Consider the following 13,598-nt stretch of genomic DNA (forward strand, 5'->3'; position numbering starts at 1 on the left):
CTTCCAACCCTTTGAATAAGATCCCGAAGTACGGGCCGTACGAGCGGGTCGTGCGTACGGGCCGTACGAGCGGAGGACAGCACCCATGATCAAGCGGACGTCCCAGGACATTCGCCGCCTCAACCGCTTCGAGGTCCTGCGGCGCTTCTACGCGGGGTCCGGCGCGATGAGCCGTCAGGACCTCGCCGCCGCGACCGGCCTCTCCTTCGCGACCGTCGCCAACCTGACCTCCGAACTCCTGGAGGCCGGCGTCCTCGTCGAGGCGGGTCACGAGGACTCCAGCGGCGGCCGGCCCCGGGCACGGCTCGCCGTCAACGCCGACCGGGGCGCGCTGATCGGCGTCGACATCGCCGAGACCTCCGTCCACGCCGAGCTGTTCGATCTCGCCCTGGAGGTCCGGCACTCGGTGGAACGCCCGCTCCCCCCGGACGACGTCCGGCCCGCCGACGTGGTCGAGCAGCTCGCCGGGTGCGTCGAGGAGTTGCTGCGCGTCTCCGGGGTCCCCCGCGCGCGCGTGCTCGGGGTCGGGGTCAGCGTGCCCGGCATGGTGGAGCACGAGGGCGGCGTCTCCGCCTTCTCCCCCTACTGGTCCTGGCGCGAGGTGCCGCTCCGCGCGCTGCTCGACGAACGCCTCGGGCTGCCGCTCCGGCTGGACAACCCCCTGCGGGCCAGCACGGTGGCCGAGTTGTGGTTCGGCGCCGGTCGGGAGGTGGACGACCTGGTGGTGCTCACCCTGCGGGCCGGTGTCGGCGCCGGGATCGCCGTCGACGGGCAGCTCTACCGGGGATTCACCAACAGCGCGGGCGAATGGGGCCACACCTGTCTCGCGATCGACGGGCGGCTCTGCACCTGCGGCAACCGGGGGTGCGTGGAGGCGTACGTCAGCACCCGGGGGATCGCCCGGACCTGGCGCGAGCTCGCCCCCGGCGACGAGCGGGCCGCCGGGCCGGACGACGCGGCCACGGTCGCCGCCCTGGCGCGCGCGGCGGCCGAGGAGGACCCGACGGCCGCCGAGGTCATCGACCGGACCGGGCGCTACCTCGGCGCGGCGGTGGCCAATCTGGTCAACCTGCTCAACCCCCGGGCCCTCGTCCTCGGCAACCAGGTCGTCGACCTGCTGGGAGAGCGTCTGCTGACCGCCACGTACGAGGCGGTCACGCGGCACGCGCTGCCGTTGCCGCACCGGGCGGCGACCCTGCGGCGCAGCGCGGTGCCGCACAACGCGGTCACCCGGGGTGCGGCCGCGTTCGCCCTGGAGGGCTTCCTCGACGACCGGGAGGTCTTCGGCCCGGTCAGCCGGATGCGCCGCCCCCGGGAGCGAAGGGACGGCGGACACGCCGGACCCGCCGATGCGGAGGCCTGACCGGGCCGGGGCGGGCCGGGGTTCAGCGCACGATCCGGTACCCAAGCCGCTCCGACAGCTCGTTCGCACCCTTCACCGCGAGTGCCGTGAGTTCGTTCTCGCGGTCCTCGCTCCAGCGGTGCACCGGTACCGAGACGGACAGGGCGGCGACGACCCCGCCCGTGCGGTCCCGCACCGGTGCGGCGACGCAGCTGACGTCGGGGTTGGACTCCTGCTGCTCGCCGGCGACCCCGAGGATCCGGATCTCGGCCAGCGCGGCGCGCAGCGCGTCCGGGTCGGTGAGGCTTCGGGGTGTCATGCCGGTGAGTTCGTACCCGTCGAGGCGCTCGCCGAGCTCCGCCTCCGGGAGGGACGCGAGCAGCATCTTGCCGACGGCCGTGCAGTGGGCGGGCAGTCGGCGTCCGGCCGCCGAGACCATCCGTACCGCGTGGGTGGAGTCGACCTTCGCGATGTAGATGACGTCCATGTCCTCCAGGACGGCCACGTGGACCGTCTCGCCGCAGGTGTCGGCCACCTCGCGGGCGACCTGGTGGCCCTCGGCCGCGAGGTCGAGCTGCTCGGCGTACCGGCTGCCGAGCTGGTACGTGCGGACGCCGAGCCGGTAGCGGCCGGGCCGTTCCGGCACCGGTACGAGGTAGTTGCGGGCGGTCAGGGTGGTGACCAGCTCATGGGTGGTCGTGCGGGGCAGCTGGAGCCTGCGGGTGATCTCGGGGGCGGACAGTGTCCCGTCGCCCTCCAGGAAGAGCTCCAGTACGTCGAATGCCCTGGTCACCGCCGGAACGAGTCGTCCCATGGGTCCCCCACCTCGCCTCTGTCCGTTCGGTATTCCGTACCACGATCGAAATCGCGAACAGAGACTAGCGGCGCGCCCCACGCCCGGCAACGGCTCCCGTCGCGGACGGGCCGGGTGGACGCGCTCCCATTGACACCCCGGCGGGCCGCTGCCTACGGTCTCGCCGATTCATCGAACGCGATTCGGCATCTCGAACAATTCGGCCTCTCGAAGAACACTTCCGCGTCCCCGGGGAGCAACCACCGTGCGCATCACGGGAATCACCACTCATGTCGTCGGCACGCCCTGGCGCAACCTCACCTACGTCCTGGTCCACACGGACGAGGGCCTGACCGGGGTCGGCGAGACCCGGATGCTCGGGCACACCGACGCGCTCCTCGGCTACCTCCGCGAGGCGGAGGCGAACCACATCGCCGGTTCGGACCCGTTCGCCGTCGAGGACCTCGTACGGCGCATGAAGTACGGGGACTTCGGTCGGGCCGGGGAGATCGTGATGTCCGGCATCGCGGTCGTGGAGACGGCCTGCTGGGACATCAAGGGCAAGGCGCTCGGCGTCCCCGTCTGGCAGCTGCTCGGCGGGAAGGTGACCGACCGGGTGAAGGCGTACGCCAACGGCTGGTACACCACCGAGCGCACCCCGGAGGCGTACCACAAGGCCGCCCGTGAGGTCGTGGCGCGCGGCTACCGGGCGCTGAAGATCGACCCCTTCGGCAACGGCCACTACGAGCTGGACGCCGAGCGGTCGCGGGAGGCCGTCGCCCTGATCGAGGCGGTACGGGACGCCGTCGGCCCGGACACCGAGCTGATGGTGGAGATGCACGGCCGCTTCTCCCCCTCGACCGCGGTCCGGCTCGCGCGCGAACTCGCCCCGTTCCGGCCCGCGTGGCTGGAGGAGCCGGTGCCGCCGGAGAACCTCAAGGCCCTGGCGAAGGTGGCCGAGAAGGTGGACCTGCCGATCGCGACGGGTGAACGGATCCACGACCGGATCGAGTTCAGGGAACTCTTCGAGTCGCAGGCGGCCGACATCGTGCAGCCCGACGTCGGGCACATCGGCGGCATCCTGGAGGCCAGGAAGCTCGCCGCGACCGCCGAGACCCACTACGTCCTCGTCGCCCCGCACAACGTCGGCGGCTCGGTCCTCACCGCCGCTTCACTCCAACTCGCCGCCTGTACCCCGAACTTCAAGATCCTGGAGCACTTCAACGACTTCGCGGACGCGGAGATCAAGAAGGTCGTGCGCGGCGCGCCCGAGGTCGACCCGGAGACCGGTTGCTTCTCCGTCTCCCACGAGCCCGGCCTCGGGGTGGAGTTCGACCCGGACGCCGCAGCCGAATTCCCGCAGCAGCGAGCCCGGTTCGACCTGTGGGCCGAGGGCTGGGAGAAGAGGCAGCCTAAGTGAGGCGCGCCGCGTCCGCCTCCGTGAGCCGCGCCGTCCTCGTCGAACGGCCCGGCGCCCACCGGCTGGTCGAGCGGGAGGTCCCCGAGCCGGGCCCCGGCGAGATACGGGTAAGGATCGCCGCCGCCGGGATCTGCATGAGCGACCGCGAGCTGTACGAGGGCCGCCGCGCCCCCGGCTACGTCCGCTATCCGATCGTCCCCGGCCACGAGTGGTCCGGCACCGTGGACGCCGTCGGCACCGGGGTCGATCCCTCGCTCCTGGGCCGGCCGTGCGTCGCCGAGGGCTTCCGGTCCTGCGGTCTGTGCGAGCGCTGCCGGTACGGCGAGACCAGCCTGTGCACGGCCGGATACGCCGAGACCGGCTTCACCGAACCGGGCGCGTTCGCCGACCACGTCCTCGTACCCGCCCGGCTCCTGCACCCCCTGCCGGACGGGGTGGACCTCCGGGCCGCCGCCCTGCTCGAACCGGCCGCCGTCGTCGCCGCCGCGGTACGGGCGGGCCGGCCGCGCCCGGGCGAGCGGATCGCCGTGGTCGGTGCCGGAACGCTCGGGCTCCTCGCCGTGCAGTGGCTCGCATCCTCCTCCCTGGCCGAGCTGGCCGTCGTGGCCCCCCGGACGGAACGGGCCGCACGGGCCCTGGACTTCGGGGCGACCCGGGCCCTCGCCCCGGCCGAGGCGGACGGCGAGACCGGGCACTTCGACCTGGTCGTGGAGACGGCAGGGGCGTCCACCACGGCCGCGTCCTCCTGTCTGCTCGCCCGCCGGGGCGGCCGGGTCGTCCTCACCGGCATGTTCACGGCGGGGGCCGCCGGCATCGACCCCGTCCACCTCTCCGTCAGCCAGCTCGAGGTCCGCAGCGTCTTCGGCGCCTCCTCCGCGGCCTGGGCCGATGCCGTCCGCGCCCTCTCGCTCGGACTGCTCGATCCGGGCCCGCTCGTCACCCACGAGTTCCCGTTCGAAGGGTTCGGCGAGGCGCTCGCCCTGGTGGGCGGCGGCTCCCCGGACACGGGCAAGGTCCTCCTCCGCCCGTGAACCCGGCCTCGCGGCCACCCCGTTCCGCGTCCGCCCTCTCCCCGCCGGGCTCCCGGCAACCGGGCGAACTGCGGCGCTTCAGCTGCGACACCTCTCCCGTCGAAGCGCTTCGATCTTCTTGACCCACTTCTCTGGACACGTCAACCCGCCCGCGTTACGGTCTCGCTGAGCCGTCGAAGCGATCGTTCGACAGGCGTCGTCGAAGCGGTTCGAAGCGGTGCGCGTCGCTTCACCTCAGTCACGGCCCGCGGGGAGAACGGATGGTCACGCTTGCCGAGGTCGCCCGGCACGCCGGAGTGTCGGCGAGCACGGTGAGCTACGTCCTCAGCGGCAAGCGGCCCATCTCGGACCCCACCCGGCAGCGGGTGCGGGCCAGTATCGAGCAGCTCGGCTACCAGCCCCACGCGGGCGCCCGCGCGCTCGCCAGCAGCCGTTCCCGGATCATCGCGCTGATGGTCCCCCTGCGCACCGACATGTACGTGCCGGTGATGCTGGAGATCGCGGTCGCCGTCGCCACCGCGGCCCGCGCCCACGGCTATGACGTACTGCTCCTCACCGGGGAGGAAGGACCGTCGGCGCTCCGCCGCGTGACCGGCAGCGGCCTCGCCGAGGCGGTGATCCTGATGGACGTCCAACTCGACGACGAGCGGCTTCCGGTGCTGCGCGCCGCGGGCCCGCCGGCCGTCCTGGTCGGGCTGCCCGCCGACCCCACCGGTCTGAGCTGTGTCGATCTGGACTTCACGGCGGCCGGAGCGCTGTGCGTGGAGCATCTGGCGTCCCTCGGGCACCGGGAGATCGCGGTCATCGGCGAGTCCCCCGGTGTCTACGCCCGTCATACGGGCTTCGCCGAGCGCACCCTGCGCGGGCTGCGCGACCGGGCGGCCGGGCTCGGGGTCCGCCTGCTGCACCGGCCGTGCGAGGGCGGTCACGACGCCGTGGCGGGGGTGCTCGCCCGGATCCTCGACGAGCGGCCCGGGGTCAGCGCCTTCGTCGTGCAGAACGAGACGGCGGTCGAGCCGCTGCTCGCCCTGCTGCGGCGCACGGGCCGGGCGGTGCCGGAGGACGTGTCGGTGGTCGCGGTCTGCGCCGACCAGATCGCCACCCAGGCCTCGGTGCCGCTGACCTCGGTGGCGATTCCCGCGCAGGAGCTGGGCCGCAGGGCGGTGGAGCGGCTCATCACGGGCCTCGCCCGGCGGTCAGGGGCGGACACCGCCGCGGTCGAACTCCTCACACCCGCCCTGACGGTACGGGACAGCTCGGGCCCCCCGCCGGCGCCGCCGACCCGGCCGTGAGGGCTCGGATCCGAAGGCCCGCACGACCCCGGACCCGTAATTCGCTTGCTCTGGCCACGCGTCGACGCTGCACTGTGGCCGGGCCCCACGCATCGTGGGCCCGCGATCCGAGGGGACAGCGGCTGCAATGGAGATTCGTTCCACGACCGAAGAGGACTTCGACGTCTTCGTCGACACTGTCCATACCGCGTTCGGGCGCTTCCCGGAAACACCGGTCGAGGGCGGCGGACTCTGGTGGTCGGCGCTCGAAACGGACCGCTGCCTGCTCGCCCTGACGGCGGACGGGCGGCCCGTCGGCACCGCCGCCGCGCACTCCTTCGAACTCACCCTGCCCGGTGAGACCCTCGTCCCGGCGTCCGGGGTGACCGCCGTCGGCGTGCTGCCCTCGCACCGCCGCCAGGGCGTGCTCAGCGCGATGATGCGGCATCAGCTCACCGAGTTGCGGGCCCGAGGGGAGTTCCTCTCCGTACTCCTCGCCTCGGAGGCCCCGATCTACGGCAGGTTCGGCTACGGACCGGCGACCTACACGGGACGGCTGACGGTGCAGCGCCACGAGGCCGCCCTCGCCTCGCCCCGGACGCGCGCGGTGACCGACGCACCGGACACCGGCACGGTCGAGGTACTGCGTCGTGCCGAGTGCGGAGAGATCCTGGAAACGGTCTACGACCGGTACCGCCGCTCCCAGCCCGGCGCGCTGTCCCGGCCGCACCGCTGGTGGGCCTTGCGCGCGGGGCAGCCCCCGATCTCACCGGCACCGCGCCACGTCGCCGTGCACCGGGACTCCGACGGCGTCCCTGACGGGTATGCCAGCTACTCGATCGGCGAGGCCGAGACCCTGACGGTCGACGAGACCATCGCCTGCGACGACACCGCCTTCACGGCCCTGGCCCGGTTCGCCCTCGGCCACGACCTGGTCTCTCAGGTCGTGTTCAAGCACGTCCCGCCCGAGCACCCGCTGCGCTGGCAGTTCGCGGACTTCCGGGCCGGCCGGGTGAGCGGCGACACCGACTGGCTGTGGGTGCGGCTGCTCGACGTCCCAGGGGCCCTGACCGCGCGCGGCTGGTTCACCGACGGCGAGCTCGTCCTCGACGTCGAGGACCCGTTCCTCGGCGAGCACGGCCGCTACCTGCTGACCGTCCGGGACGGCAAGGCCGACTGCGTGCCGACGGACCGGGAGCCCGACCTGTCCTTGGACGTGCGCGACCTGGGCTCGGTCTACCTCGGCGGCACCGCCCCGAGCACGCTCGTGCGTGCCGGACACATCCGTTCCCACCACCCGGGGGCGGCCGCCCTCGCCGACACCCTCTTCCGCGCCGAGCGCTCCCCGCACTGCCTGCACTGGTTCTGACCGCGTGCTCACCGGCCCTGCGGACATCTTCCGGGCCGGGCTCAGGAACCGACCGTGCGTTCCTCCCCCGCCCGCAGGACGAGCCGTGCGGCCCCCGCCGGGGTCCTGAGGTCGATCTCGGCGTCCCGGTCGGGGCGGAGGACCGCGCGGTACGTCCCGGGCAACCATGTCAGGTCGACACGGGCGCCGAACCGGGTCCGTACGCCGGTGAGCCGGCCGCGTGGGCACCGGGCGGGTGGCGCGGGCAGCAGCACGAGCCGCGCGGGCGTGGACTGCACGAGGGCCTCGACGAGTGTGTCGGCGGGCGCGTTGTTCGGCCGTACGAGCGTGTGGTGGGTGACGATCACCCGGTCGTCCTCGGGGTCGCCGAGGACGAGGGCGCCGTGCCTGCCGTTCCCGGCGAGAAAGGCGTCCTCCCAGCGGGTGGCGGGCGCGGGCTCCCAGGTTCCGTGGATCACGGACGTTCCTCCGACGCGGGCACGGGGCCCGGTCCGCACTCCTCCAGGACCACCGCTCCGTACCGGTCGAGCTTCAGCGCCCCTTCGACCTCCGCACCGGTGAGCAGGTCACGATGGCGGCCGGGCAGCGGCACCGTGACCGGGTCGGGCCCGTGGTGGAGGAGGAAGAGCAGTTCGCCGCGCCGGACGGCCTCGACGCCGGCCGGCAGGCCGTCGAGGACCGGTCGCACCCCGGCCTCGTGGGCCACGGCGGCGAGCAGGTCCCGCAGCCCTGCCGGTTCGGGGAGGGTGGAGACGTACCAGGCTCGGCCGTTGCGGAGCACGGCGGGAAGGCCGTCGAGTTCCCCGCCCCGGTAGGCGGCCACCGTCTCCGCGCCGGGGACGGCGGTCAGCTCCTCGGACCAGAGGGAGCCCCTGAAGGTGCCGCAGTCGACGTGTTCGCCCTCGTCGAGCGGCCACCACTCCTGGAGCAGGTCGATGCCGAGGAGTTCCCGGAGGCGGGCGTCCATCCCGCCGGGGCGGACCCGGTCGTCCTGGTCGGCGATGCCGGTGAGGAAGCCGCAGACGAGGGTGCCGCCGCCGCGCACGTACGCGAGGAGGTTGTCGACGGCGGTGTCGTCGAGGAGGTAGAGGTGCGGGACGACGACGAGCCGGTGACCGCCGAGGTCCTGGTGGGGGTGGGCGAAGGAGGCGGGGAGGTGGGCGTCCCAGAGGGCGCGGTGCCAGGCGCGGACGATCTCGGCGTGGTCGACCCGGCGGGAGAGCGCCCCGTCCTGGGCGCCGGCCCACCAGGAGTTCCAGTCGTGGAGGACGGCGATGTCGGTGGTGACGCGGCTGCCGGCGACGCGGGGGCCGAGCCGGGCGAGGTCTTCGCCGATGCGGACGGTCTCCTGGAAGACGCGGCCCCGTTCCCCGGCGTGGCCCAGCATCCCGGAGTGGAACTTCTCCGCTCCCTGACGGGACTGCCGCCACTGGAAGTAGCAGACGGCGTCCGCTCCGTGGGCGACGGTCTGGAGGGCCCAGAGCCGGTTGAGTCCGTACGGCTTGGGGTGGTTGACGCCCCGCCAGTTGACGGCGCCGGCGGCCTGCTCCATGACCATCCACGGCCCGCCGCCGGCCTGGGAGCGGGTCAGGTCTCCGATCATCGCGTTGTACGCTCCGGCGCCCGGGTCCCGTGGGTCGGGGTAGACGTCGACCGAGACGAGGTCCTCTTCGGCGGCCCAGGCCCAGCCGTCCTGGCCGGACCAGAACGGCATGAAGTTGGTGGTCACGGGCAGGTGCGGGGTGTGGCGGCGGACGATGTCCCGTTCGGCCCGGTAGCACTCCAGGAGCTGGTCGGAGGTGTAGCGCCGGAAGTCGAGGACGTGTGCCGGGTTCTTCAGGTAGTGGGCGCGGCGGGGTGGCAAAACCTCGGCCCAGTCGCCGTACCGCTGGCTCCAGAAGGCGGTGCCCCAGGCGGTGTTGAGCGCGTCGAGCGTGCCGTACCGGTCCTGGAGCCAGCGGCGGAAGGTACGGGCGGCCTCGTCGCCCCAGTCGTAGGTGCAGTACTCGTTGTTGATGTGCCACATGGTGAGGGCCGGGTGTCCGGCGTAGCGGGCGGCGAGGTCCTCGGTGATCGCGGCGGCGTACTGCCGGTAGACCTCGCTGGAGTGGGAGAAGTGCTGGCGCGAGCCCCACCATTCGGTCCTGCCGTCCTCGTCGCGGGGCAGTGTCTCGGGGTGGAGCCGCCCCATCCAGGGCGGGGGCGAGGAGGTGGGGGTGGCGAGAACGACACCGATGCCGTGGTCGTGGGTGAGGTCCATGAGGCGGTCGAGCCACCCGAACTCGCGGGCGCCTGGCCTGGGTTCGATGCGCCCCCAGGAGAAGACCCCGAGGGTGACGGAGTCGACGCGGGCACGGCGCATCAGCCGCACGTCCTCGGCCCAGGTCTCCTCGGGCCACTGCTCGGGGTTCCAGTCGCCGCCGTAGAGGATCCGGGGCGGGCGGCCGGGCGGCCGGGTCACGTCGTCGAGGCTCGGCATCGAACTCTCCGTAAAGGGTGGGGGCTTCAGGGTGTCGCTCGGGTGGGCTCAGCCCTTGACGGCGCCGGTGAGCATGCCCTTCCTGAAGTGCTTCTGGACGAAGGGCGAGAGGACGGCGACCGGCAGCAGGGCGAGGACCATGACGGCCATCTGGACGGCGAGGCCGGAGAGGTTGCCCGCCTTGACGGCCTGGCCGAGGCCGACGGGGATCTCCTGCTTCTGCGCGAGCTGGATGAGGACGTTCTGCAGCGGCATCATGTTCTGGTCGCTGAGGTAGATGGAGGCGTTGAACCAGGCGCTCCAGTAACCGACCGCGTAGAACAGGGTGATGACGGCGATGACCGCCCTCGACAGTGGCATCACGATCTGCCAGAGGATCCGCATGTCTCCCGCTCCGTCGATGCGCGCGCTGTCGATGAGTTCGGGTGAGACGCCCATGAAGAAGCCCCGCAGGACGAGGATGTTGAAGACGCTGACGGCGCTGGGGAGGATCAGCGCGAGATAGGTGTCGGTGAGGCCGAGGGTCTGCACGAGGAGGTACGTGGGGATCAGGCCGGCGCCGAAGAACATGGTGGCCATCAGGGTGAGCAGGATGAAGCGGTGGCCGAGCGAGCCGGGCCGGGAGAGTCCGTACGCGCAGAGGATCGACACGGCCATCGAGAAGAGCGTGCCGGTCACGGTGACGAGGACGCTGACGACGGCGGCGCGGGTGACCTGGCCGCCGCTCAGGAGTTCCTGGTAGGCGATGAAGGTGATGTCCCGGGGGACGACCACCAGCCCGCCGGTCTCCGTGATCGTCTTCTTGGACGAGAGGCTGGTGACGACCACGATCCACAGCGGGAGGAGGACCGCGAGGCAGGCGAGGACGAGGATCGCGCCCTTGGCGGCTAGGCCGGCCCTGCCGGGCGGCTCCTCCCAGACGGGCCGGGCGGGCGCCGCCCATCGCGACGAGGTGGGTCGTCGGGCCCCTCGCGGTCGGCGGGGCGCTTGCAGGCTCTGGGTCACTTGCGGTACACCCCCTGCTCGCCCATGAGATGGGCGGTCTTGTTCGCGGAGAGCACCAGCACGAGGCCGACGACTCCCTTCACCAGGCCTGCGGCGGCCGCGTAGCTGAAGTCCTGGCTGCGCAGACCGGTCCACCACACGAAGGTGTCGAGGACCTCGGCGGCACCCGGGCCGACGGCGTCGCGCTGGAGCAGCAGCTGTTCGAAGCCGACGGTGAGCGCGTCGCCGACGCGGAGGACGAGCAGCAGCGCGATCACCGGCCGCAGCGCGGGCAGGGTGACGTGCCACATCCGGCGCCACCGGTTCGCGCCGTCCATGGCGGCGGCCTCGTACAGGTCCTGGTTGACTGCGGCGAGCGCGGCGAGGAAGACGATGACGCCCCAGCCCGCGTCCTTCCAGATGCCTTCGGCGGTGACGAGGAACTTGAAGATCGCCGGGTCGGTCATGAGGTCGAAGCCCTCGTAGCCGTGCTGCCTGAGGGTCTGCGCGATGATGCCGGCGCCTCCGAGGATCTGCTGGAAGACCGTGATGACGAGCACCCAGGAGAAGAAGTGCGGCAGGTACAGGACGGCCTGGACGAGCGCCCTGACCCGGGGCCGCAGCACGCTGTTGACGAGCAGGGCGAGCGCGATGGGCACGGGGAAGAAGAGGACCAGCTGGAGGAGGAAGAGGACGAGGGTGTTCTCGACGGCGTGCCAGAACCCCGGGTCGGAGAAGACCCGTTCGAACTGGGCGAGGCCGACCCAGGGGCTCTCCATCATGGCGGTGACGCCGTTGGTCGAGATGTACGGGTCGTAGTCCTGGAAGGCGACCACGTTCCCCAGGATCGGGACGTAGTTGAAGACGACGACGAGGATGAGCGCCGGGACGGTCATCAGGAGCAGGGTCCGGTCGCGGCGGAGCCGCCGGCCGAGCGGAACGTGCCCGGTCGTACGGTCCCGGCGGCGGCCTCGTGGGGCGCCTCCGGTCGAGGCGCGCGCGCCCGGCGGCTCCGCCGTCTTGGTGTCGAGCGTGCTCACCGTCAGCTCGCCGCGGAACCGTTGGTGTCGAGGAGCTTGCGGTACCAGTCGCGCAGCTCGTCGCCGCCCTTGGTCTTCCACTCGGAGACGGCCTGCTGCATGTCGGAGACCTTCTTGCGGCCGCGGACGACGTCCTTCTCCAGCTGCTCGAAGTCGTTCATGAGGCCGGTCCACCGGGACGGCTCGGTGACGGTCATGCCGTAGAAGGAGGACTTGGAGGTGACCGCGCCCATGCGCTGCTGCCACTCGATCATGGCCCGGGTGACCTCGGGGGTGTCGGGGTGGGCGATGTACGGGGAGGGGCTGGCGACGAACATCCAGGAGCTGCTGACCTCCTGGTTGCCCTTGTCGGTCTTCACCGGAAGGCCGTTCTTGACGGTGTGGTGGACGCCCTCGACTCCGTAGTCGGTGAGCATCCGCTCCTTGGTGCCGTAGGGGGCGGCGGTGAAGTCGGCGACGGCGAGGGCGTCCTCGATCACCGCCTTGGAGCTGCCCTTCCTGATGAAGGCCCAGATGTTGGCGGGGTTGGTGGCCCACAGCTTCGGGAGTCCGCCAGCGTGGCCGGGGATGTCCATGGCCGCCATCGCGAACGACGGCTTCTGCGCGACCTGTTCGGAGGTCTTGGCGTACCAGTGGGAGAGGTCGTTGTTGTAGATCAGGCACTGGCCGGCCGTGAAGCGGATCCCGGCGTCGCCCTGGTTCTGGGTCTTCTCGTCGGGGTGGACGACTCCGGCGTCGAAGAGCTTGCGGGTCCACTCCAGCGCTTCGAGGTACTCGGGCGTCTCGATGCGGTTGATCAGCTTGCCGTCGACGAGGTTCCAGCCGAGCGCCTTGTCGCTGCCGGACAGCACGCCGAACATGTTGTACGCGGTCCAGGTCATGTCGCCGCAGGCCCACACCTTCGCCTTGGCGCTGGTGATCTCCTTGGCGAGGGCGAGGAACTCGTCCGCGCTCTTGGGGAGTTGCCAGCCCTTCGCGTCGAAGAGGTCCTTGCGGTAGAAGGGCGCGATGTTGGTGACGTAGGAGGCGGGCATGGGCAGGCCGCGGAGCTTGCCACCGAAGATCGAGCGCTGCCAGGCGTCGGTGGGGATCGCCGCGAGGTTCGGGTACGCCTTGACCTTGTCGCCGGAGAGGTACGGGCCGAGGTCCTCGAACTTGGCGTCGACGGCGCTGGGGATCTTGCCGCCGAGGTTCCAGCCGGGGACGACGACCACGTCGGGGATCTCGCTGGAGGCGAGGACGGCGCCGAGCTTCTGGTCGTAGACGTTGCCGTCCTGGTTCTGCCAGGTGGCCCGGACGCCGATGGCCTCGTTCATGGCCTTGTAGTACGGGTTGTCGGGGGCGGGCGGCGGTCCCCAGAACGGGGCCATGATCGTGAGCGCGCCGCCCTTGCCCCGCTTCCCGTCGACGGAGGCCTTGAGTTCGGCGCTCGGGACGGCGCGGGTGAAGCCGGCGGCCGAGCCGTTCTTCGGCGCGATGTCGGGGGCGACGACGGTACTCGCGACGAAGGCGGGGAGGAGCTTCGCCGCGTCCTTGCCGGTGGTGGTGCCGTCCTTCTTCCCGCTGTCCGAGCCGCCGCCACCGCAGGCCGTGAGCAGCGGTGCGCCACCGGCGACCGCGGCGGCGGCGACGGCGGTGGAGGCGAGGAAGCCCCTCCGGCTCGGGGCGGATCTCCGGGAGCCCGTGGAGACGGCGTTCGGCGTCATTGCGTCAACCCTTCATGGCACGCGCCAGGACATACGGCGACCGTGGAGGTGCCGGCCGGCTGCGGTGGTGGAGGTGGTGCGGGCGGGGCGGTACCCCGGGCGCTGTCGACGATCGAGTCGAAGCGCTTCGATATTGCTGCGAGGTTAAGTGACCGTCACAGGT

At 71.9% G+C, this 13,598-nt stretch carries 11 protein-coding genes; 5 read left to right on the top strand and 6 right to left on the bottom strand.

Annotated features, from left to right (window positions below):
- Nucleotides 1–85 precede the first annotated feature (85 nt).
- The gene (locus tag OG259_RS06215; RefSeq protein WP_328941280.1) at nt 86–1,363 is read left to right on the top strand and encodes an ROK family protein; all 1,278 of its coding nucleotides are present in this window, start codon (nt 86–88) and stop codon (nt 1,361–1,363) included.
- Between the two features lie 22 nt (nt 1,364–1,385).
- Here the strand turns inward: OG259_RS06215 and OG259_RS06220 are convergent, their stop codons facing one another.
- Nucleotides 1,386–2,156: an IclR family transcriptional regulator gene (locus OG259_RS06220; protein ID WP_328941281.1), complete on the bottom strand. Its 771-nt coding sequence runs from the start codon at nt 2,154–2,156 to the stop codon at nt 1,386–1,388.
- A gap of 244 nt (nt 2,157–2,400) precedes the next feature.
- On the opposite strand from OG259_RS06220, the gene OG259_RS06225 reads away from it, so the two are divergent.
- The 4 genes from OG259_RS06225 to OG259_RS06240 all read left to right on the top strand — a co-directional run bounded on the left by OG259_RS06225 (nt 2,401) and on the right by OG259_RS06240 (nt 7,226).
- A complete protein-coding gene (locus tag OG259_RS06225; protein WP_328941282.1) occupies nt 2,401–3,555 on the top strand; it encodes a mandelate racemase/muconate lactonizing enzyme family protein in 1,155 nt (384 codons plus the stop codon).
- A complete protein-coding gene (locus OG259_RS06230; RefSeq protein ID WP_328941283.1) occupies nt 3,552–4,586 on the top strand; it encodes a zinc-dependent alcohol dehydrogenase in 1,035 nt (344 codons plus the stop codon). Before OG259_RS06225 ends, OG259_RS06230 begins: the two co-directional genes overlap by 4 nt.
- A 260-nt stretch (nt 4,587–4,846) precedes the next feature.
- Complete coding sequence (locus tag OG259_RS06235; RefSeq protein WP_328941284.1) at nt 4,847–5,878, top strand: LacI family DNA-binding transcriptional regulator; 1,032 nt, start codon at nt 4,847–4,849, stop codon at nt 5,876–5,878.
- 127 nt (nt 5,879–6,005) lie between these two features.
- On the top strand, nt 6,006–7,226 hold the full coding sequence (locus tag OG259_RS06240) for a GNAT family N-acetyltransferase (RefSeq protein WP_328941285.1): 1,221 nt from the start codon (nt 6,006–6,008) through the stop codon (nt 7,224–7,226).
- 41 nt (nt 7,227–7,267) lie between these two features.
- Here OG259_RS06240 and OG259_RS41745 read toward each other — a convergent pair whose 3' ends face one another.
- From OG259_RS41745 to OG259_RS06270, 5 genes are read right to left on the bottom strand one after another with little or no spacing between them, the layout of a single operon-like run.
- Nucleotides 7,268–7,684, bottom strand: a complete 417-nt coding sequence (locus tag OG259_RS41745; RefSeq protein WP_443051920.1) for a glycoside hydrolase N-terminal domain-containing protein — start codon at nt 7,682–7,684, stop codon at nt 7,268–7,270.
- Nucleotides 7,681–9,705 carry a beta-galactosidase gene (locus tag OG259_RS06255; RefSeq protein ID WP_328941286.1) on the bottom strand — a complete coding sequence of 675 codons (2,025 nt, stop codon included), beginning with the start codon at nt 9,703–9,705 and terminating at the stop codon, nt 7,681–7,683. Before OG259_RS06255 ends, OG259_RS41745 begins: the two co-directional genes overlap by 4 nt.
- Before the next feature lie 48 nt (nt 9,706–9,753).
- Nucleotides 9,754–10,698: a carbohydrate ABC transporter permease gene (locus OG259_RS06260; protein WP_328947008.1), complete on the bottom strand. Its 945-nt coding sequence runs from the start codon at nt 10,696–10,698 to the stop codon at nt 9,754–9,756.
- 8 nt (nt 10,699–10,706) lie between these two features.
- Nucleotides 10,707–11,729 (bottom strand): ABC transporter permease, encoded by a 1,023-nt coding sequence (locus OG259_RS06265; protein WP_328941287.1) that lies wholly within the window; start codon nt 11,727–11,729, stop codon nt 10,707–10,709.
- Between the two features lie 2 nt (nt 11,730–11,731).
- On the bottom strand, nt 11,732–13,435 hold the full coding sequence (locus OG259_RS06270) for an extracellular solute-binding protein (RefSeq protein ID WP_328941288.1): 1,704 nt from the start codon (nt 13,433–13,435) through the stop codon (nt 11,732–11,734).
- Nucleotides 13,436–13,598: the final 163 nt, after the last annotated feature.

Source organism: Streptomyces sp. NBC_00250 (genome assembly GCF_036192275.1).
In the GTDB taxonomy this organism is placed as follows: domain Bacteria; phylum Actinomycetota; class Actinomycetes; order Streptomycetales; family Streptomycetaceae; genus Streptomyces.

Bases quoted from the DNA above. Each gene is read 5' to 3' on its own strand.
- OG259_RS06240 (WP_328941285.1), top strand. From the start codon at position 6,006: ATGGAGATTCGTTCCACGACCGAAGAGGACTTCGACGTCTTCGTCGAC.
- OG259_RS06220 (WP_328941281.1), bottom strand. From the start codon at position 2,156: ATGGGACGACTCGTTCCGGCGGTGACCAGGGCATTCGACGTACTGGAG.
- OG259_RS06235 (WP_328941284.1), top strand. From the start codon at position 4,847: ATGGTCACGCTTGCCGAGGTCGCCCGGCACGCCGGAGTGTCGGCGAGC.
- OG259_RS06215 (WP_328941280.1), top strand. From the start codon at position 86: ATGATCAAGCGGACGTCCCAGGACATTCGCCGCCTCAACCGCTTCGAG.
- OG259_RS06255 (WP_328941286.1), bottom strand. From the start codon at position 9,705: ATGCCGAGCCTCGACGACGTGACCCGGCCGCCCGGCCGCCCGCCCCGG.
- OG259_RS06270 (WP_328941288.1), bottom strand. From the start codon at position 13,435: ATGACGCCGAACGCCGTCTCCACGGGCTCCCGGAGATCCGCCCCGAGC.